The sequence below is a fragment of the Chloracidobacterium sp. genome, from assembly GCA_016711345.1.
Taxonomy (GTDB): domain Bacteria; phylum Acidobacteriota; class Blastocatellia; order Pyrinomonadales; family Pyrinomonadaceae; genus OLB17.
On sequence record JADJTD010000001.1, the window covers coordinates 1,388,531 to 1,409,119 of the forward strand.

Consider the following 20,589-nt stretch of genomic DNA (forward strand, 5'->3'; position numbering starts at 1 on the left):
ATTAAGCCGCAAAAGGCCTTCCGTATATTTCCTGATAGACCCAACCAAGAAACCGTGCTTCCGCAGTGCACAGAGCCTCTAGCCAGCAGCTTGTCAGGTAGAGCCGCTTTTCAGAATTTGTCGTTAATTTTTCAGCTTTCTTGAGCGAAAACGCCTCGATATCGGAGTCCAGATCATACGATTCAGCGATCTCGGTCTTTGTTTTGTGAGATTCATCTAAGGCCGCAAGTAAATCGCTGATCCAGAGTTTAAGAAGCGGCTCCGTGTTATTTTCAGCCAGCGCCTGAAACGAGCCGACAGCAAATCTCGCCTCCGCATTTTCAAACGGATAGGTCGCGATTCCCTGCTGAGCGTCGTCGATCTGCTTCCACTGAAAAAGCTCTTCAGTATTCGCATGACGCATTCGCGCCGTGCGCTCGTCGTACATCAGAAACCATTCGAGCAGATCTGCGAGTGAGTTCGTATCGATTTCGCCACTTTCCGCGCGACGTAATTTTGGCGGTTCATTTTCCTGTGATTTTGCTTCGGCCATAAGTGAATTTTTTATATTACCACTCAAGGACAGAAACGCGAGTGTAAACGAGCGTGCACAACACTATCGGCACGCTCCCTAACGGTCGCGTTTCTGCCCGAGACTAGTTATAATCAGTCAATATCGTGGCCGAAGAAATACTAAACAGCACCTTGGAAGTAGGCGAACTTTCCGAAGAGGAAAAGCGCGATCTGGGCTTCGGCTCGGTCGTGACGCGCGGCAGCCGCCAGCGTTTGCTCAATCAGGACGGCTCATTTAACGTCCGCCGCACAGGCCTTTCGCTTTTCACATCGCTCAACCTTTACCACACGCTGCTCGCAATGTCGTGGCGAATGTTTCTGTTTCTTGTGCTGGTGCTTTATTTCCTGAGCAATATACTCTTCGGTGCGCTTTATGCCATCAACGGCCCCGAAGCGATCGTTGATACTTCATCAGAACCGATGTCGAGTATTTTCCTTCGCGGATTTTTCTTCAGCGTGCAGACGTTCGCGACAATTGGTTACGGCACGATCCATCCTAACGGACTTTTCCCGAATCTTCTCGTCACAATCGAATCTTATTACAGTCTGCTCGCCAACGCTCTGATCACTGGCCTCGTATTCGCTCGTTTTGCTCGTCCGACTGCAAGAGTAATTTTCAGCGAAGTAGCTGTGGTTGCGCCGTATCGCGGCATTTCGGGTTTGATGGTGCGGCTCGTCAATGGGCGCAGCAATCAGCTGATCGAGGTCAGGGCGACGATGATCTATGCCCGCTTTGTCGAGGAACATGGAAAGACTGTTCGACGCTTCGACTCGCTCGAACTCGAACGTGACAAAGTTTCGTTCTTACCCCTTGCGTGGACGATCGTACATCCGATCACGCCGGACTCGCCGCTCTACGGCATCACGCGCGAAGAGGTCGAGCGCACCGACGCGGAAATACTCGTGCTGCTCAACGCGACCGACGAAACCTTCGCCGCCGTTGTCCATACGCGCTCGTCATATAAACCTGAGGAAGTGCATGTCGGTTACAAATTCGCTAACATCTACAACGAAGTTGACGACGGCGAACCGATATCGATAAACGTTCGAAAACTGTCTGCGATAGAACCGGCACCGATCAGCTAAACTTGATTTGGAGAAATAATAAATGGCGACCCAATACGTTACCTGCCCCAATTGTCACACGCAAAACCTTAGCCCGGCCGGACGCTGCACAAACTGCGGCACAATGTTGCCCTTCGCTCCACCGGCGCCGATGCAGCCGGTATATGCTCAAAAGCCTGCAGGAGCAGATAAAAAAGTTGTAGCCGGTATCTGCGGAATTTTCCTTGGAGCCTTCGGTGTTCATAAATTTATTTTGGGCTATCAACAGGAAGGCATAATTATGCTCTCGGTGACGCTTGTCGCGTGGATCATCGCGATCATAACCTGCGGCATCGGAACTCCGCTGGTCATGGTCCCATCGATCATCGGCCTTGTCGAAGGCATAATGTATCTCACAAAATCCGACGAAGAATTTGTTCAGACCTACATCATCAATAAAAAGCTGTGGTTCTAAGAACTTTCAAATTTCAAATTTCAAATGTTTTGTAATTACTACCTCGATAAGGAAGCAGATTGTTCACAGGTTTAATAGAAGAACTCGGCAAAATCGAAAGTAGCGAGGCTCACGCAGACGGTGCTCGGCTCACCGTTTCCGCACAACTCGTAACTGCTGACATCAATAACGGTGATTCGATCGCGGTCAACGGAGTCTGCCTGACGGCGCTCGATGTATCGCCGACTTCGTTCGCTGCGGATGTTTCGCCCGAGACGCTCGACCGCACAACTCTTGGAAACCTAAACGCAGGTTCGCCCGTCAATCTCGAACGTGCGATGCGGCCAACTGCTCGACTCGGCGGCCACATCGTCCAAGGCCACGTCGATGGACGCGGCACATTCATCTCCGCCGAACCGCAAGGCGATTTCTGGACGGTAAAAATTGGTTTCCCACCAGAACTCGCCCGCTACTTCGTCCACAAAGGCTCCGTCACCGTCGAAGGCATCTCGCTCACGATCGCCGCTCTCGCCGAAGACAATTTCGAAATCGCCGTCATCCCCAAAACCTGGGAAATGACAAACCTCTCATCTCTAAAACCTAACGACCAAGTAAACCTCGAAGCCGACATCATCGCCAAATACGTCGAACGAATGATGCAGTGTCAGAACCGGGAGCGGTAGCGACTGGGTTCTTTTCACTCGTCACACGTCACTCGTCACTCGTCACTCATCACTTTTTCGCCTTCTTTTTCCGCCGCGGCGTGACATTTACCGTATCGCGCAGGTTGAGCATCAGGATGCCGTTTTTGTCTATATCCGGGTTGGCAAAACGGATCGTGTTTTCCGTCCTAATATTAAAATTCCCAACAACGGGCCCTGCTAAAATTCGAAAGCCGTTCTGGCATTGCTTTACCGGAAAATTCTTTTCAAACCTCGGGTTCGCAGGCTCGATAGCTATCGTGTCGCGCTCGCGGCTGTAATAAAACGAGACCGCCGCCGGATTGCCAAACAACCGGTAAGCATTCGCATTCAAATAAATAACCCCAAGCTCGCTCAGCGTCACATGCATCCTATCCCGCGTCGACAAAACCGGCCCACCATTAAACTTCTCAAAATCTCTCTCTAGTGCCATAAGTCTCTCTCTCGTGCTCCTTTTATATTTAGTGTAATTTCATGACTCATATTTCATAGATAAAACATCTTTGCATATTTGTCAATTGCCCGCTAGCGAATAATCATTGACATCCAACCAAAAAGGCATATAATGCTCCGCAACATTAAAATTCTCGGATCAATAAGAGTTCTCTATGCCGAATCGAATATTTTCTCGTCCTACAACGTTCAGATTCCTTTGTTTCGCTATACTTGTGGGACTCGCCTTAACATTAAGAAGCAGTCCCTCTGTGGGCTTCGGAGACTTTTTTTTTCACACCGCAAAAGAGTTTCTCGGCATTCATGCCGACACAAAAAATAGCCATGTGGTTGCTGAGAACGCGGGACCAACGCCAACAGAAACCGTCACGCCGACAGCGACGGAAACTGTTACGCCAACAAACACAGCTACGGCGACGAATACACCTACTCCGCTTCCAACACCATTTAATCTAGTCGGAAGCGCCGGCCTTACATTAGGTATCAGTACAAACGGATCGTTTGGAAACGGAACGCTGATGGCGACGTTTGCAGGCAGAGAATTCTTTTTCCCGGGTACCCCTTTTCATCAGGTCTCATTTACCGGTAATGGTAGCGTGTTTCAAAACTGGGCCAAGGGTAATGTGACGCAGATTCCGGGCGTGTCATCAGACACGAGTTCAGGCTCAACCCTGTCGGCTCGATTCGTCGGAACGGCTGGCGGGCTGCAGCTTATTCGTGACTTGTCTTTCGACACGGCTAACAGTTTAGTGACTTGCTCGATAGAGATCACAAACACAACGGGTACCGATATAAACAATGTTGCGTTTATGGATGTTGCAGATCCGGATCAGGACAGTTCCAATACCTTGACGAGTAATGACATCGTGCTGCTGAATGGTGCGAATTTTGTGCGCGCTACGGGGGCTACGAATGGTTACACAGTCGGGTACGGCAGCAGCGACCCACGCTCTGTTGTATCGGTTGAGGCCACTTGGCCGATAAGCAACCCGTTCTCAATCATAAATAGTCCGGTCGATCCCAACGGCAGCTCAGCTGATTCCGCGATCGGGATCGCATTTAATTTCGGTAACCTGGCTCCCGGCCAAACTGTCACTTCGGTTTATCTAATGCCGTTTGCAACAACGCAGGCCGCTGCCGATGCACTCTTTGCCGGTGCCGTAACAACTGGCACGCCGACTGCGACTGCGACGGCATCACCAACCCCTACGAATACCGGAACGGCGACATCGACCACAACACCAACAAATACAGCGACGGCGACGGCGACACATACGAGCACATCAACGGCAACATCAACTGCGACATCAACAAATACCCCAACGCCAACGCCAACGGGGTGTCAGCCTTCTGACTTCGATCTAGCACCGTCATTTCCCATTGGTGCGAATACATTTGCGTATGCCAAAAGTGATTTTAACGTAGATGGAAAGATTGATTTTGCGGCGGTAAACTCTGACCTCAGAACCGTTTCCGTAGCATTTGGCGACGACGCCGGAGGATTTGGACCGCCGAGAACCTACCCGACCACGTTAAGTACCTACAGTCCCTACAATCCCTACAGCTTGGCCGCAGGTGATCTAAATAGTGATGGAAAGCCTGACCTTGTCGCCGGATCGTTTTCCGAAAACAGGCTAGCGATACTTTTGAACAACGGGAGCGGTGGATTTTTGGCTCCTGTTACCTACACGCCACCCGCACCTAGTCAAGGGGAATTCTACGAGTTGGAAGCTGCAGACTTTAACGGCGATGGAAAGACAGACATCGCCGCTGTCCAGCGTCAGACGGGAAAACAAGTTCGGATCTTTTTGGGAGACGGACTAGGAAATCTCACCGCAACAACTGCGGTAAACGTTAGCGGCAACGACACTATTGCCGAGGTCGCGGACCTGAATGGCGATGGCATATCAGATCTGGTCGTGTCCGGAGGAACCACGGGTAACGGGCATTATATCTCGTTCATCTACGGTAATATTTCAGCAAGTTATTCATTGACGTTTGGATTTTCGGTTCTTGAGACTGCTTCAGCGATAAATGTTGCTCACATTAACAGTGACGAGCTCCTCGACCTGGTCATTGGATTTTATGACTCCACGACGCCGACTTCGCACTATATTCGGCCTTGGTTGCGCAATGGAAGCGGGTACACAGCTGGCACCATCATTGATCTGACATATTCGTTTCCGCCAAGCGACATTGCTGTTGCCGATTACGATAACGATGGAAAGAACGACATTGCTGCCACAATTGGGTCCGCTTTTAGCGACGGTGTGTTTGTTTTTCGCCTCCGTGGAAATGGCAACGGCACCTTCAGTGACCTTAAATACTGGACTATACCGGAGGGCGCAACCTACATTACACCCAATGATGTCAATGCGGACGGCACCATCGACTTGGTCGTCGGTCAGACCAATTTTGCTTCGTATAACACGCTATCTGTTTTGTTCAACCTTGGCAACGCCGAGTTTAAGGCGCCCAGACCGATCCTTTACGGTGGCACGGACATAGTTCGCGCGGATATGAATAACGACAACTTGGACGACAATGTTACGGCATGGGATACCGATTTTCCCTATGAGTCTGAAGTTGTTATTGCACTAAACAATATAGGTACCGGCTTGCAGGCCGACCGCAACTTTACGACACCGAAGGGGCTAAATGCGATTGCAGCAGGAGATTTTAACGGAGACGGAAATACCGACATCGTTTCGGTCCACGACAGCAACGACAGCACTAAATTAGCGGCCTATCTCGGCGACGGAGCGGGTAACCTCAGCGCACCGTTCCCTTTTACCTGGGTCACCGGGATCGAAAATATAGAGTCAGGTGATTTCAATGTTGATGGTAAGGATGATCTGTTTTTCATTGACAGCAACGGGCAGGGTTACACGTTAATAAGTCTTGGAAATGGAAGTTTTTCACTTGTGCCTGGTTTTTCTGTTGCTGCGATAAGTTCCTTCCGGCCGCAGCGAGGCGATTTTAACGAAGATGGTAATCAAGATCTAATAGTTGTCAGCGGCCCCGGATCCGTTGTTTTGCTTAGTAACGGCGACGGTACTTTTACGGCGGCCGGAGCTCCGATATTTGTGGAGTTTCTCGAAGGCAACACTGTTGGCGATTTCAATGGCGACAGCCATTTGGATTATGTCTGCGTCAGAAGTTTTCCGCCTAGAAAGCTTTTTGTCTTTTACGGAAATGGAATCGGAGGTTTTTCAGCTCCAACTGAACAAGCCCTTGACGGCCAAGCTTATTCGCCGGTTGCGGGAGATTTTAACACTGATGGCCGAGACGACCTCGCCTTGATCGTCTTAAGCAATCTCGGAAACATGCTGATACTCTCGTCTCAGTCATCGAATACGTTTACTTCCGCTTATCACTCCGTTGGGGGCTTTGGCCAAACTTCAGGATCAGCCCTTGTAGTCTCGGATCATAACGGCGATGGCAACCCCGATATCGGCTACACGAACAAATACATATCTCGCGGAATCATCTACAACACTCTCGGCGAACCGTGTACTATCGCCACAAGTACACCAACAAACACGGCGACGGCGACAAATACACCAACACCGACCGCAACATCTACGGCGACTAATACGGCAACTGCGACGTTTACACCAACGCCACTGCCAGAGATCAGCGGAGTTGTAACTTATCCTAACGCTATTGGCGGTCCGATACCTGTGTCGGATGTATTTGTTACGGGTGACGGATCGCCCGACGTTTTTTCTTCGACCGGGGGTGACGGAAGCTATATACTTTCTGGTTTTGGAGCCGGTTCCTATACGGTCACACTTAGTAAGGAGGATGTTTTCCGTAACGGCATAACGTCATTTGACGCGGCGAGGATCGCGCAGCACGTTTTAGGTACAAACCTACTTGGCGCAACTCAAGCGACGGCTGGGGATGTAAGCGGGAACGGGTTGATCAATTCATTTGATGCCGCACTGATAATTCGTTATGTGTTGTTTCTGCCCGGATCTGGAGCAACGGGGAACTGGACTTTCAGCCCCGAAAACCGAGTATATTCGCCGCCGATCGGGATACTCACAGGCGAAGATTATTCTGCATATCTAATGGGTGACGTTTCTGGCGATTGGACTGAAAACGGCGGTCGTCCGGCAGTTGGTCCCGAGAGATCTGTTGCGGTTGAGTTGCCGAATTTATTGCAGCCGGGCGACAAAGAGATCATTATTCCGGTCAATGCTAAGGGCATTGCAGACAAAGGCGTATTCGCCTATGAGTTTGATCTCAGGTATGACCCGTCAGTTGTTCAACCGATAGTCGATGCGGCGGATGTAAATGGCACGATCAGCCGCGGGCTGTCTGTTGTGACGAATGCGGTCGAGCCGGGACTTTTACGAGTCGCTGTCTACGGAGCGATACCCATAGACGAGAACGGCGTGCTTTTGAATCTGCGATTCACACCTGTCGGAGCGGCTGGTTCGGTTTCCCCGCTAACCTTTGAGCGGATAATGTTCAACGAAGGCGAGCCGCGAGTTAGCGTTTCGATCGGGCGGGTCGAACTGTTTTAGGCTCGGACTCTTACCCGAAGGGCAAATAGCCACGTGCTTTAGCACGTGGTAAATAGCGGAAACTAATAAAGGGCGTTTTAACGTCCTTTTTTCTTTGGCTTAAGCCGCCGGAATTAGGGACATTAAAATGCCCTTTTGAAAAATTACCGACCTAACCTCGCCCTAAAGGACGTGGCTATCTGCCCTGCGGGGCAACACCTTCACCCGTCGCTGACGCGACGCGGATTGAGTAATGCATTAAAAAAATGATTTACTGATTTACAGGAAATCGGATATAATGATCTTATGGATAAGGTAATTGCTACAGTTAATGAAAGAGGGGTCGTTACCCTTCCTTTGGCCTCTCGAAAGCAGATAGGCATTACTAAAGGCGGGCAGGTGCAGATAACGGTTACCGACGAAGGGTTACTGGTAACGCCGGTCGTAACTTTTCCAGTCGAGACATACACTGACGAAAAACTAAAGCAGTTTGCAAGCGAAGAGGCAAAACTCAAAAAGTTCAAATTTTAGTGAAGATATTTCTCGACGCTAACATTCTTTTTTCTGCCTCACGGGACGGCTCGATACTAAGAGTTTTCCTCGATTTTCTGGTCAGTAAAAAACATCACTTAATTACCAACCAACACGCTGCTGAAGAGGCAGGCAGGAACCTCCTTGCAAAAGCATTTTCCACCGAAAAAGCCCTTGCCCTGCTCTTAAAAAACGTTACCTTCTGCAACAAGTTAAGCGCTGACATCATCAGCGGACTGGACGAAAAAGATCAACCTATACTGCGCGGAGCGCTCGGCTGCCAATGTGACTATCTTTTAACCAGCGACATAAAAGATTTCGGCAAATTTATGAACCGAAATAATCTCGGCATCAAAATCGGAACTCCTGAGCATCTGGCAAACTATCTTAAACTTCCAAAGCGATAGGCGAGAGTGATGGCAAATTGAAAAATGCCCTTACTGACGCGCAAGCTACCGACGCTAGCGGCTGCGGATCGTGTTGGCTTTTGCGTGTCCATGTTCGGCAGATATTGGCCTGAGTATTTTGGATGGCCGTGATGGAAACACTGTGCTAAAAAGTCGATTTTTCCGATGGCTTTTTGGGGTTGTAAGATGGCTTTTTGGGGGGTCTCCGATGGCTTTTTGAGGTCTAGCGATGGCTTTTTTTACGAGTTTGCGGATAAATCCTTGCGGATCATATATTTAGCTTGTCATTGAGACATTATTGATCTTAGCCGACGTTTCTCGTCTTATATTCACGCTGTCGTCAATGACATCAAGCATTATCAGCTTTATTTGTGTCTGGAAAAGTGGTTTTTTTGAGGTTCTCAAAGGGACATTTTCGCGGTAAAAACGGAAAAAAGGGTGCCGCCAAGCACCCTTTTTTCATGTCCGAAATCGAGAGATTCCGGTTCTGCCCTTGTGAAAGATCTATGCTGCTATTTCGCTCCGCCGGAGAGTTTTCCGATCAGTGTGAAGAGCGGCAGATACATCGAGATAACGATCGAACCGATGGTTACACCGAGGAACGCGATCAGTACAGGCTCCATCAAACCGAGCAGGTCGGCGATGGCGGTATCGACCTCTTCCTCGTAAAAGTCTGCGATCTTGGCGAGCATGGCGTCCATCGCTCCGGTCTGTTCGCCCACGCCGATCATCTGGCTGACCATGTGGGGGAAAACATTTGTCGCCCTGAGCGGATCGACAAAATTTTCACCGCGTTCGACGCCGGAACGAACCTTGAGAATGGCGTCTTCGATAACGACGTTACCGGCGGTCTTGGACGTGATATCGAGCGATTGCAGAATAGGAACACCCGACGACAGCAGAGTCGAAAGAATACGGGCAAATCTGGCAACGGCGACCTTTCGCAGGATGCTGCCGATGATCGGCATTTTCAGCATTAAGGTGTCTATCTGCCAGCGGCCTTTCGGCGTTTTATAGTAGAAACTTATTCCGACGCCGCTTGCGATAAGCGTGACAAGCATTGCGAGGCCGCCCCAACCAGCGAGGAAACTACTGATTGCCATCACGATTCGCGTTGGCAAAGGAAGAACTTCGCCGGGGCCGAGCAAGCCGAGAAAGATCTGCTGAAACTGCGGAATTACTACGATCATAATGATCGCGATCGCACCGATAGCCACCAAAATAACAGCTGCCGGGTAGATCGACGCCGAAACGATGCTGCGTTTCAGTTTGACGACCTTTTCGATCAACGTAGCCAACCGCTGCAAAATCAGATCGAGCACACCGCCCGTTTCACCGGCTTCCACCATGTGGGTGTAGAGGCCGTCGAACACTTTAGGATGCTGCTGCAAAGCCGCGTGAAGCGTCGTACCTTCTTCGACACTCTGACGCACCTGACGAAGCACATCCTTGAAAAACGCGTTCTGCTGCTGCTCGCCCAGGATGTCTATACACTGGACCAACGGCAAACCGGCATCGATCATGACTGAAAACTGACGTGTGAACACGGCGAGTTCCTTAGCCTTGACCTTCTTCCGACGGCCGATCTTAGGTATCGAGATCTCGTTACCCTTTTCCGACGCTTGCGTCATCACGATCTGCTCGCGTCTGAGCAACGCACGCAGCTCATCCTGCGTTGCGGCTTCGCGTTCGCCGGAGACCAGTTCATTCAGTCGATTTCTTCCCTTAAAGGCGTATGTTGGCATTTCTTTCTCCTTGAAATAAGTCGTGTGGACTTATGAGACCTTGTTATATTTTTTTTAGGTTCGCGGCCTTTCACCGACAGGACGGCCTTGTGCATACGGACTTCCGTTCGCCGTCGGCGGACGTTTCAGCGGACGCTGTTGACCCGCGCCATATGCGTCATTAAGCCCAGAACCACGTTCGATCAATTCCTTAAGTTCGTCAGCATTCGACGACCGCTGCATTGCAACTTCCAACGAAATCTGACGTTTGTGGTGGAGCGTTGCAAGCGACTGATTGAATGTTTGCATTCCAAATTTATCTTGCCCTGTCTGCATCATTGAATAAATCTGGTGAATTTTGTCTTCACGGATCAGGTTACGGATAGCGGCATTTGGCACCAGCACTTCGAGTGCCATTACGCGGCCGTCACCCGATGCTTTCGGCAGCAGAGCCTGACAAAGAATCCCTTCGAGAACAAGTGAAAGCTGGGTTCTGATCTGAGCCTGCTGACCGGCGGGAAACACATCGATGATACGATTGATGGTCGAATAGGCCGAGTTCGTGTGCAGTGTTGCAAAGGTCAAGTGACCCGTTTCTGCAATTCTGAGCGCCATCTCGATCGTTTCGAGATCTCGCATTTCGCCGACCAAAACCACATCAGGATCCTGACGAAGAGCGGTCCTGAGAGCAGCTCCAAATGAGTGTGTATCGGCGGCAACCTCACGTTGATTGACGACACAGCTCTTATGGTTGTGTAGAAATTCGATAGGGTCTTCAATTGTCAGAATATGTTCATGGCGCTCAACGTTGATCTTGTCCACCATCGCCGCAAGGGTCGTAGATTTACCTGAACCGGTGGGTCCGGTTACGAGGATTAGCCCACGCGGTTTTTTGCACATGTCCGCAATGATCGGCGGCAGGCCAAGTGCGTCGAACGATTTGATCTCATAAGGTATCGAACGGAAAACTGCTCCGACTGCACCTTTCTGGTTAAAGAGATTGGCACGAAATCGCGACATTCCTTTTAAGCCGAACGAAAAGTCGAGTTCGAGATTTTCTTCGAAGCGATGCTTTTGCGCGTCCGTAAGAACCGAATAAGCGAGCCGTTTAGTATCTGAAGGTGACAGCGGGCCAAAACCCGGCAGCGGAGCAAGATGTCCGTGGACACGCACTTGAGGTGCCGAATGAGTGGAAAGGTGGAGGTCCGATCCGCCCAGGTCGGTCATCTTTCTAAGAAGATCGGGCAGCGTGATAGCCGATTCTACGGTTGTTGGTTGTTCGTAGCTCATAATTTATTGGTGGGAGATATTTAACGTTAAAGTTACTAAGGTTGGACTGCGGCCCGCTGTGTCGGACGCACGCGATTTTTCAGCGAATTAATGACCTTTTCTGATTCCTCGGCTAGCCGTTCGGATTCCTGAACCGGCGAGTTGGTCATTACGCTGTAAACCAATCCGTCGACTTCTGTGAAATAGAACATGCGTGACTGAACGCCGCCATTCTTCGACTGTGATTGAGCGGCAACTACATAGACTTTTTGGCCTGCGATCTCTTTCTGATAGTCATTAACGACCCAGCCGTTCTCTTTGACCATACGATCGATCACATCGCGGCGAAGCTGTGTAGTTGGCACACCGCCAACACTCTTAGCGTGGCCGCTTTCTACACGCATCGACGAGGGGCCAACGACTGAGATCGATGCTGACCCAATCTGATCGCCGGATGAATTATCTACACGAAATTGAAGTTCGCTTGCCGTCGATTGGGCCGGTTTCCATCCTACCGGGGCTGGATCGCCTGAGGGCAGCACTGCCGGTTTAGAAGTATCCGTCTTTTTCGTGGTCTTCGTGGTCTTAGATATCCGCACTCCTGGTGTTGGAACGGGTTTATCTGGTGTTACCACATTATTTTCGTTGTTGCGCTCTTGGGCAAGACGCATTTGACGAAGGCGTAGTGCTCGTTTCGCTGCCTGCATTGATTTTTTGCGCTTCATGCGGGCACGATATTGGCGCCACCACTTTTTAGAATACTTCTTATACTTTTTGGCGTATCGTCTATGCTTCGGAGCCGACTCAGCCTGAACCTGTTGTGTGGCAAGCGGGATGATAGTTCCGATCCCGATCAACACTGCCAAAAATAATGCAATTGCCCTAACAAACATATTCCCTCCAATTAAATTACCGTTTCCTTAACAACTTCCTCGATGGTAGTGATGCCCTCGCGTATCTTATAGAGGCCTGATTCACGAAGAGTGATCATTCCCAAGTCGATAGCTTTTTTCCTTAGCTCCATCGCACTCGCTCCGATGATGATAAGTTCGCGGAGTTCATCCGTTACTTCCATCACCTCGTACAATCCAACACGGCCCTTATAACCGGTGTTATTGCATGTTGCACATCCCTTACCCTTATAAACTTTAAGAGTCGCGGCTTCTTCCTTTGAAAAACCGACCTCGACCAAACCCTCTGGCGGCAAATGCACCTCTTCCTTGCAGTTGACGCAAACTCGACGAATAAGTCTTTGCGCCTGAATAATGTTGACGCTCGTTGCGACGAGGAAAGGCTCGATACCCATGTTGACAAGTCGCGAGATCGTCGATGGCGCGTCGTTGGTGTGCAGTGTCGAAAGCACAAGGTGACCTGTCAACGCAGCCTTGATGGCGATCTCAGCCGTTTCGAAGTCACGAATTTCACCCACGAGAACGATGTTCGGGTCCTGACGCAGGAATGAACGAAGTGCAGCAGCGAAGTTCAAGCCGATCTGTTCCTTCATCTGCACCTGATTGATGCCCTGTAGATTGAACTCGACCGGATCTTCGGCGGTCATGATGTTCGTCTCTGATGTGTTCAGAGCCTGAAGGGCAGAATATAGCGTGTTCGTTTTTCCGGAACCGGTTGGGCCGGTCACGAGCACCATGCCGTAAGGATTTGCGATCGCGCGCTTAAATTTGTCGAGGCTCTCCTGCTCAAAGCCGAGCTTTGTCATGTCGAGCATCAACTTGTCTTTATCAAGCAGACGAAGCACGACCTTCTCACCAAACAAAGTCGGCAGGGTCGAGACGCGAAAATCGAGCTCTCGTGAACGGTTATCGATCTTGACCTTGATCTTGATGCGGCCATCCTGAGGCAGGCGTTTCTCGGAAATGTCGAGTTTCGCCATGATCTTGAGACGCGATATGAGCGGGTCACGGATCTTCATCGGCGGATGCATCACATCATAGAGAACACCATCAATACGAAAACGGATACGGAAATCTCTTTCATAAGGCTCAACGTGAATATCCGAGGCACCGCGACGAAGTGAATCGACCATCAGCACATTTACAAGACGGACGACCGGAGCATCTTCGCTCGCACGGGCTAGCGCTGCAAGATCGATCTCGTCGTTGTCTTCAACGACCTCAAACTCTTCGCCTTCATGGCTGCCGAATTCAAACCGATCGAGCGAAACATCCAGATCAGAATCATTAAGACGCTCGCCTACTGCGGCGAAACCATTTGAGCTTTTCTTACCTCTGCCATTGTTGCCGTTCTTGCCGTTACTCGCTGAGATCTTGTCTGCCTCAACCGCAAAGGCTGCATCGAATATGTCGATCTCGCTTGATCCGCTGTAATATTTTGCGATCGCCAGTTGGATCGATGTTTCTGATGCGATCACCGGTTCGACGTTAAGCCCGGTCATGAACTTAATGTCGTCCATTGCAAAGACGTTTGTCGGATCGGCCATTGCCATGGTCAGCGTAGCTCCGACCTTAGATATCGGCAGGACCACATATTTGAGGGCAACGTCTTCTGATATAAGTTTGATCACGTCCTTTTCGATCTGAAAAAGATCGAGGTTAATCGACGGCACGCCGTATTGTCGGGACAGAACAGCCGTAACCACGTCATCAGAAACGTGACCGAGCTTAACGAGATTGGATCCCAATCGCCCGCCGTTTGCGCGCTGATATTCCAGAGTCTCACGCAGCTGCTGCGAAGTGATCAAGTTTTCGCGGACAAGAATTTCCCCAAGTTTTGCTGACATTTGGTGTGGTGTGTTCCTTAACTAAAAGCTTCGGCCTTCAGGAACGAAGTTTTGAATGTTTTTAGCAGGTCAATATGACTGAGAGGTAATTTGATAACGATGATTAACATCGTTGACACTTAATAATACATTGTTAAACTTCTAAGTGTCAACAATTCTTTTGGGAGATTAACAAATCGGTCAGAATGACCAAAAAGGCAGGAAAGCGGGCGGCACTTTTAACATGTGCCGCCCTTATCAAAAGTAAACACTTCTCTAATCCAATATGGCTGAAAAAATATCGATCCGCCCGTCGACCGCGGTCGCTTGGGGCGCACCATCATTGAATATTATTCGTTCCCACTTCAATGACGAAACCGATCCGGATGTGCCGACGGCCTCAAAGCGGAGATTCAGCAGCAAGCCGTTGCTGTCGATCGGCATCGGCCCATAGACCACTACCCTCAGAAGTCCCGGCTCTGAAATATTGGTAACAGCAGTAAGCCCGCGGCTGACAGTTCCTGTAAGTTCTACCGGATTCGTAAGCGGCGTGATCACTAAGGGATCGTATCTGAGATCGAACTCGTAGGAAATTATGTTTTTGCCTGCGGCACCGTCAATGCTGACGGGTATTAGGATCTCTTTGCCCGCTTGTGCTGCCTGATGCGAAACACTTACGGCAACCGCCGTTTCCGGCCCATTACCGTTTGCAATTCGTCCGCCTGAATTTAGCCAGTTGCCAGTAACCTCGCCCATTAACAGAGCTGAATAGTCTTCACCGCTAATGTCGCTAATGACTGATGCATAAGTTCTATTTATCGGAACAAATCTCCAGTTGCCTGATGAACCGCCCGGATTTCCGACCGAAAACGCAGCGACCAACGCGGCGTCGAATGATGAGATGCTGCCATTGCCGCTGACATCTGCGACTATTTGTTGTGTTGGATTCAGAGTGAACGAACCAGTCACGAACTGCGAGACCCTGGCAGCGTCGAACGAACTGATCGCACTATTAACTCCCCCAGATTTCGAAGGTGTTACCGTGTAAGAACCTAGGCCAAACCCTGTCAGCGAATACGTGCCGAGACTGTCTGTCAAAGCAGAAACCGGTGGAGATCCAGCACCATTCACCGCAACGTTAGAAACAAACCGAGTCGCCGGCGCTCCTATCGGATTGCCGTAAGTTATCGTTCCAGATATCACCGGCGGCGTGGTAGGCGTTGGCGTGTTGGTTGGAGTATCAGTTGCGGTGTTGGTTGGCGTACTGGTTGCCGTTTCGGTTGCCGTCGGAGTAAATGTTTCCGTTGCGGTCGCAGTCGGCGTAAACGTGTTCGTTGCGGTTGGTGTTGGAGTAAATGTCTCTGTCGCGGTTGCCGTTGGCGTTGGCGTAAACGTATTCGTCGCCGTTGGTGTCGGCGTGAACGTATTTGTCGCTGTCGGAGTCGAAGTAAACGTATTTGTTGCCGTAGCAGTCGGCGTGAATGTACTCGTCGCTGTTGCAGTCGGTGTGAATGTATTCGTCGCTGTTGGTGTCGGAGTAAATGTGTTCGTCGCGGTTGCCGTTGGTGTAAATGTCGGCGTAAATGTTGGGGTTGGTGTGAATGTCGCCGTACGGGTCGGTGTAAATGTAGCCGTTGACGTTGCAGTCGCGGTATTGGTGGGTGTCGGAGTAAACGTATTCGTCGCTGTAGGCGTCGCGGTCGTTGAGATCGTAAAGTTAGCCGTTGACGCTCCCAGAGGTGCTACAAAGTTATGTTCCCGCACTCGAATTCGAGCCGTTCCCGTCGGCGAATTTGGAATCGTCCACGACCTCGATCCCGTGTTGGCGACATTCGATGCAATGGTTGTCGGATATGTCGTGCCTCCGTTGGTCGAGAGTTCGATGGTCACGTTCCGGTTAAAACCACCATTGTTTGTCCATGTTATATTTACATTAGACCCGACGATAACAGTGTTTCCGCTGGGAGCAACATTGGTGATGGTGTCGGGCGTCAAGTCGCTGGTCGTATCTCTATACCAACCTATATCGCGCATTTGCTGACGCGTGAGATCAAGGTCGAGAGGGATACCAAAAACGCCAAACGTAACAGCAGGTTCCATAAGAATATTCGGCGCAACCGCAGAATCAAAGTGCGATACTGACGAACCGGACTGAAACGGATTTGGCGCGAATAATTGGACATTGCCGTTAGTCGCGTCACGTCCGGCAGTTAAAAAGCTAGACGCAACTCGCACATTAGCGCCATCCCACAACAGATCTCCGGCATTCAGAGCCGATGTGGCGCGCTGTGCCTGAGTCATCTCATGCCAATGCAAGTTAACATCCCTGTCGAACGCAAAACGATCATAGACGGACGGGAAACCGCTGTTAAAGGCTCCTGTTGATCCGTTAGTGAACGTCTGAAATCCCAAGCCGTGTCCCATCTCGTGGAGCAGGACCACGAGGAGATTGATCATGTTGTTAGGAGCCGTGTCAGTAAATCCGTAATAAAATCTCGTACCAGCACCTAAACATCCGGTATCAACGCTTGAATTGAACGTAGCATTGATCTCAGCAGAACCACCATTTTGATCGACACCGTTTATCTTGTTTGCAAGAGCTCCTGAATACCATGTGCCGGCAAAGGGAACATTCGGAAAATCGCGGTTGATAAAACTTGCACCCGCCGATCCCAAAACACCGCCTGAAGACGAGCAAGGTGTCAAGGGATTGAACTGTGCATTAATACTGATCGTAACACTGCTATCCAGATTTGCTTCCCAGATATCAGCCGCAAAATTAAACAGATTGACCCTCTGTGCGCCCAACGTCGCTCCGTTATTTCCGCCTTCCGCGGCCTTTGCAGTAGCGTCGTTAAAACCCTCTCCGGCTCCGTCGCCATTTGCGATTGATATGGTTGAAGCGTCAGGCCGGCTTCCCTGGCCGCGTTTTACTGCTTTGTCGATCAAGTCTGCGTAAAACTGGTATTCTTCTGGCGACATCTGATGCCTTGCTGCACGTTCAGAAAGGTCATCGTTCTCACGAAGTGTCTGCGGAGGATGAAGGTACTGGCCGGTTTCGAGATCTCTGCCAAAAAAATTGTTTGCTTCTGCAAGACTGGTCACACACCTCACGGCAATGCCGCCATTCGCGTCAAACATCGCAAGCGGAACAGCCTGAAACCTATCTTTCAGATCCAACATCACGCTGCCATCAGAACGAATTTCTTCGACCAAACCCTCGGACGACTGGTTGGTGAGTCTGCGAATTGTCTCAGCCATCAGGCGATCTTGCTCGTTCTGTGACTGCGGATCTTGCTGCCTATTCTGAGCTTTTGAAGGCTGCAGAAAAACGATGCCGGCAATAAAAAGAAAAATACTTGTCGAAACAAGTAAGATCGGGCGATTAATTACTGCCGCGATACCAATGATATTAAATAAGCGTTTGAGACGGATATTGATATTTTTCATGCAGATTGTTTTGGTGAAACGTTAGATACAATAGACGCTAGCCACAGAATTCTTAGGCAGCAAGGCTTGAAATAGAAGAAGATTGGCTGAGAAAAAACCAATACTAAAACTATATACCTGAATAGGTATCCTCTACAAGAAAAATATTCTACAACACCATAACGTGCCAATCTGAAAATTCTATTCAGGCGACGCCATGTCTTTTTTGAGTTGGATTATGAATGATCGGACAGCGGTTGATTCTGTAGCATCAGGAAAGATTCGCAAGAACTCCTCGTAGAGAGCAATTGCTTCTGCATATCTTTTTTGCCGTTCGTAGATCAGCCCGAGCAGTTGGTAAATAACCATCGCGTCGGGAGCTCCTGAGAGTTGTTTCAATGCGGCCTTGAGATTTTTGGCGGCTTCGGTGTGGTTGGTGTTTTCGTCTTCAAAATCACCAGCGCCGCCTGCGGTCTCCGCCTTTTCCTTATACAGTAAACCCAAGCCCGCATAAGCCTCAGGCTGAAATCCTTTGCCTTCACTGATCGCGCGTTTGAAAGCCGCGATCGCCTTATCTTCTTCGCCGCTTTCCTTTTGAATACGGCCCTCGACCGCCGAAGCCTCAGCGTAAGCGGTTCGCAGTTTGCGAGCAGAATTGATGGCTTTCGCTGCTCCTTCGGTATCGCCCGAATCGAGAAGCACTCGCGCCAGGCCAAGATATGCTTCAGGGTAGTTTGGTCGTGCTTTGATAGCCTTTCGATAAGCGGCGGCAGATTTTTCGCGATCAACCGAGGTTAGGCGTTCGGCCTCTTGAAATGAGAGTTCGGCCTCGTCCGTGGTCTTTACTAAAACGATCTTGACCTCGCCTTTTTGAGCTGCCGTCAAAGACTGCGACTTTTCTTTGAAGCCGTCGGCACGGACGCGGATCGAGTGTATTCCTGCCGGAACCGTTGTGATCGAAAGCCGTCCGTCCTTACCGGTTTTTCCGAAGCGCACTCCGTCAAGCCACACAACAGCACTAGGCTCGCTAACTACTGTTATCGAACGGAAAACTGATCTAGTCTGACAAAAAATAAGTTGAGGGAGAAAAATCAAAACTATTGCCGAAAGAGTCAGTATTTTGTACTTTTGCAAAGTCATTTTATTAGTTCTAAGATTTGACGAACATAAGGTGTAATTCGTTGTGTCCAATAGTCAGCCTATACGCGAAAAAACGTCTCGAACATTTCGCGATCTATTCGTCAGGAACGCCGTCGTTATCGCGGTCCTTGTCAAAAAATAAGTTGGCGAACGGCGGTGTGATAACTACAGTCGCAATCGCAATGAAGAATGAGCCGCGAAAACTGCCGGCCGATCACTTCAACAGAATCGTGATTTTTCCTATTTTATCAGCGAATAATGCATCTGCGAGAACCCTAGAAGTCGATTACACCTTGATTTTTCTGTCCCCGTGCCTATAATCAATTATTCGTGGCTGGGTAGCTCAGCTGGTTAGAGCGCGGGATTCATAACCCCGAGGTCGAGTGTTCAAGTCCCTCTCCAGCCACCATCATTAACCTATTATATTTCAGTATTTAGGTACAAAAAAAGGCGGATTAAATGTCCGCCTTTTTCTACGCTGTGTGCCAATAGTGTGCCAAACCTAAAACTCACGTTCCGAACATCAGTTTTTCCATATGGTCGGTGGCGGCTTCCTGCATGGTTGGCAAGACGTGTGAATAGGTGTCAAGAGTCAGCGAGATCGTTGAATGACCGAGCCTCTCGCTAACGACTTTCGGGTTAACGCCTTTGAGTAGGAGTAATGTGGCCATCGTATGCCGCAAATCATACAGGCGAATAACCGGAATCCCATGATTGTTAGTGTTGTTTTCCAGGTTATCTTTTTTGATCGCCTCATTTGCCCGACGGATAATCTGTTTGAAATGTCGCCTGTCCAGATTTCCGTAACGCATAGGTGTACCGATCTCGGTAGGAAAGACCAGATCGCTGTCCGCAAAAATGTCAATAACCTTCATCTTGGCTTCTAGTTGAGAACGTCGGTGAATTTTTAGCGTCGCGACGGCCGAGATCGATAAAGGTATGCTTCGTCGGCTTTTTGCAGTTTTGGGTTCGCAAAATTCAAACCCGCCGCCTTTCTTTGCCACAAGCGCCCGGCGAACATACACTCTCGAATGTTCAAAATCAATATCCTTCCACCGCAATCCGAGAAACTCTTCGGGCCTCATCCCGCATTCAATGGCTAGAACAAAAGCTGCGTAATAACGATCACCCTTGGCATGGGTTAGAAAAATCGACGTCTCCTCTGGCGTGAAATACCGCATCTCCTTTTTGACGAGCTTCGGCAGTTCACACAAATCGCATGGGTTTTGCCTGATCAGCCTCCACCTAACAGCCTGTTTCAAAGCTGGGTTCAGAACATTGTGAACGTGGCGGACAGTTTTAGAGGAAAGCCCTCGCTTTGTCATGTCATTATAGAGCTTTTGAATATCAAATCCTTCGAGATCGCAAAGGCGCTTCTTCCCGATCGATTCACGGATATGGGTATTGATCTTTGATTCATACCCATCGTAGGTGGCAGATCTCACCTTTATGCGAACTACATCTTCGAGCCACTTCTCAAGAAAAGCGTTCAATGACATCGCCGCGGGCTCAAGAAACTCACCCAGGTTCTTTTCCTGAAGTTTCTTGATCATGTAGTTGTCCGCAACTTTTTTAGGACCTTTTATTGTGTGGTTAAAGTACTTTCTCTTACCTTCTGTATCTCGACCGAGATA

At 49.7% G+C, this 20,589-nt stretch carries 15 protein-coding genes and 1 tRNA gene; 7 read left to right on the forward strand and 9 right to left on the reverse strand.

Going from position 1 to position 20,589, the window contains the following annotated elements:
- Window position 1: 1 nt before the first annotated feature.
- Entirely contained in the window at window positions 2-532 is a 531-nt protein-coding gene (locus IPL32_05670) for a hypothetical protein (protein MBK8465301.1), read from the reverse strand.
- Between the two features lie 125 nt (window positions 533-657).
- Here IPL32_05670 and IPL32_05675 point away from each other — a divergent pair, with 125 nt between their 5' ends.
- The 3 genes from IPL32_05675 to IPL32_05685 all read left to right on the forward strand — a co-directional run bounded on the left by IPL32_05675 (window position 658) and on the right by IPL32_05685 (window position 2,733).
- Window positions 658-1,638 (forward strand): transporter, encoded by a 981-nt coding sequence (locus IPL32_05675; GenBank protein ID MBK8465302.1) that lies wholly within the window; start codon window positions 658-660, stop codon window positions 1,636-1,638.
- Between the two features lie 130 nt (window positions 1,639-1,768).
- On the forward strand, window positions 1,769-2,071 hold the full coding sequence (locus tag IPL32_05680) for a TM2 domain-containing protein (protein ID MBK8465303.1): 303 nt from the start codon (window positions 1,769-1,771) through the stop codon (window positions 2,069-2,071).
- Window positions 2,072-2,130: 59 nt separating this feature from the next.
- The gene (locus tag IPL32_05685) at window positions 2,131-2,733 is read left to right on the forward strand and encodes a riboflavin synthase (GenBank protein ID MBK8465304.1); all 603 of its coding nucleotides are present in this window, start codon (window positions 2,131-2,133) and stop codon (window positions 2,731-2,733) included.
- Between the two features lie 49 nt (window positions 2,734-2,782).
- On the opposite strand, the gene IPL32_05690 is transcribed toward IPL32_05685, so the two are convergent.
- Complete coding sequence (locus IPL32_05690) at window positions 2,783-3,184, reverse strand: hypothetical protein (protein MBK8465305.1); 402 nt, start codon at window positions 3,182-3,184, stop codon at window positions 2,783-2,785.
- Window positions 3,185-3,530: 346 nt separating this feature from the next.
- On the opposite strand from IPL32_05690, the gene IPL32_05695 reads away from it, so the two are divergent.
- The 3 genes from IPL32_05695 to IPL32_05705 all read left to right on the forward strand — a co-directional run bounded on the left by IPL32_05695 (window position 3,531) and on the right by IPL32_05705 (window position 8,656).
- Window positions 3,531-7,739, forward strand: a complete 4,209-nt coding sequence (locus IPL32_05695; protein ID MBK8465306.1) for a VCBS repeat-containing protein — start codon at window positions 3,531-3,533, stop codon at window positions 7,737-7,739.
- A gap of 285 nt (window positions 7,740-8,024) precedes the next feature.
- Window positions 8,025-8,249: an AbrB/MazE/SpoVT family DNA-binding domain-containing protein gene (locus IPL32_05700; GenBank protein ID MBK8465307.1), complete on the forward strand. Its 225-nt coding sequence runs from the start codon at window positions 8,025-8,027 to the stop codon at window positions 8,247-8,249.
- Window positions 8,249-8,656 carry a hypothetical protein gene (locus tag IPL32_05705; GenBank protein ID MBK8465308.1) on the forward strand — a complete coding sequence of 136 codons (408 nt, stop codon included), beginning with the start codon at window positions 8,249-8,251 and terminating at the stop codon, window positions 8,654-8,656. Before IPL32_05700 ends, IPL32_05705 begins: the two co-directional genes overlap by 1 nt.
- Window positions 8,657-9,168: 512 nt before the next feature.
- Here the strand turns inward: IPL32_05705 and IPL32_05710 are convergent.
- From IPL32_05710 to IPL32_05735, 6 genes are all read right to left on the reverse strand, one after another.
- The gene (locus IPL32_05710; protein ID MBK8465309.1) at window positions 9,169-10,401 is read right to left on the reverse strand and encodes a type II secretion system F family protein; all 1,233 of its coding nucleotides are present in this window, start codon (window positions 10,399-10,401) and stop codon (window positions 9,169-9,171) included.
- 54 nt (window positions 10,402-10,455) lie between these two features.
- A complete protein-coding gene (locus tag IPL32_05715; protein ID MBK8465310.1) occupies window positions 10,456-11,670 on the reverse strand; it encodes a type IV pilus twitching motility protein PilT in 1,215 nt (404 codons plus the stop codon).
- A 35-nt stretch (window positions 11,671-11,705) separates the two neighbouring features.
- Complete coding sequence (locus IPL32_05720) at window positions 11,706-12,542, reverse strand: hypothetical protein (protein MBK8465311.1); 837 nt, start codon at window positions 12,540-12,542, stop codon at window positions 11,706-11,708.
- 11 nt (window positions 12,543-12,553) lie between these two features.
- Window positions 12,554-14,407: a type IV-A pilus assembly ATPase PilB gene (gene pilB / locus IPL32_05725; protein MBK8465312.1), complete on the reverse strand. Its 1,854-nt coding sequence runs from the start codon at window positions 14,405-14,407 to the stop codon at window positions 12,554-12,556.
- Window positions 14,408-14,662: 255 nt separating this feature from the next.
- Complete coding sequence (locus IPL32_05730; protein ID MBK8465313.1) at window positions 14,663-17,836, reverse strand: hypothetical protein; 3,174 nt, start codon at window positions 17,834-17,836, stop codon at window positions 14,663-14,665.
- 180 nt (window positions 17,837-18,016) lie between these two features.
- Entirely contained in the window at window positions 18,017-18,955 is a 939-nt protein-coding gene (locus IPL32_05735; protein MBK8465314.1) for a tetratricopeptide repeat protein, read from the reverse strand.
- A gap of 332 nt (window positions 18,956-19,287) precedes the next feature.
- Between IPL32_05735 and IPL32_05740 the strand changes: the two genes are divergently transcribed.
- Window positions 19,288-19,364: transfer RNA gene (locus IPL32_05740), tRNA-Met, on the forward strand.
- Window positions 19,365-19,464: 100 nt separating this feature from the next.
- Here IPL32_05740 and IPL32_05745 read toward each other — a convergent pair.
- A complete protein-coding gene (locus tag IPL32_05745; GenBank protein ID MBK8465315.1) occupies window positions 19,465-20,508 on the reverse strand; it encodes a site-specific integrase in 1,044 nt (347 codons plus the stop codon).
- Window positions 20,509-20,589: the final 81 nt, after the last annotated feature.

What these genes read in the sequence shown, in the direction of transcription:
- IPL32_05735 (MBK8465314.1), bottom strand. Translation starts at nt 18,955, where the DNA reads ATGACTTTGCAAAAGTACAAAATACTGACTCTTTCGGCAATAGTTTTG.
- IPL32_05745 (MBK8465315.1), bottom strand. Translation starts at nt 20,508, where the DNA reads ATGATCAAGAAACTTCAGGAAAAGAACCTGGGTGAGTTTCTTGAGCCC.
- pilB (MBK8465312.1), bottom strand. Translation starts at nt 14,407, where the DNA reads ATGTCAGCAAAACTTGGGGAAATTCTTGTCCGCGAAAACTTGATCACT.
- IPL32_05680 (MBK8465303.1), top strand. Translation starts at nt 1,769, where the DNA reads ATGCAGCCGGTATATGCTCAAAAGCCTGCAGGAGCAGATAAAAAAGTT.
- IPL32_05700 (MBK8465307.1), top strand. Translation starts at nt 8,025, where the DNA reads ATGGATAAGGTAATTGCTACAGTTAATGAAAGAGGGGTCGTTACCCTT.
- IPL32_05710 (MBK8465309.1), bottom strand. Translation starts at nt 10,401, where the DNA reads ATGCCAACATACGCCTTTAAGGGAAGAAATCGACTGAATGAACTGGTC.
- IPL32_05715 (MBK8465310.1), bottom strand. Translation starts at nt 11,670, where the DNA reads ATGAGCTACGAACAACCAACAACCGTAGAATCGGCTATCACGCTGCCC.
- IPL32_05730 (MBK8465313.1), bottom strand. Translation starts at nt 17,836, where the DNA reads ATGAAAAATATCAATATCCGTCTCAAACGCTTATTTAATATCATTGGT.
- IPL32_05720 (MBK8465311.1), bottom strand. Translation starts at nt 12,542, where the DNA reads ATGTTTGTTAGGGCAATTGCATTATTTTTGGCAGTGTTGATCGGGATC.
- IPL32_05670 (MBK8465301.1), bottom strand. Translation starts at nt 532, where the DNA reads ATGGCCGAAGCAAAATCACAGGAAAATGAACCGCCAAAATTACGTCGC.
- IPL32_05690 (MBK8465305.1), bottom strand. Translation starts at nt 3,184, where the DNA reads ATGGCACTAGAGAGAGATTTTGAGAAGTTTAATGGTGGGCCGGTTTTG.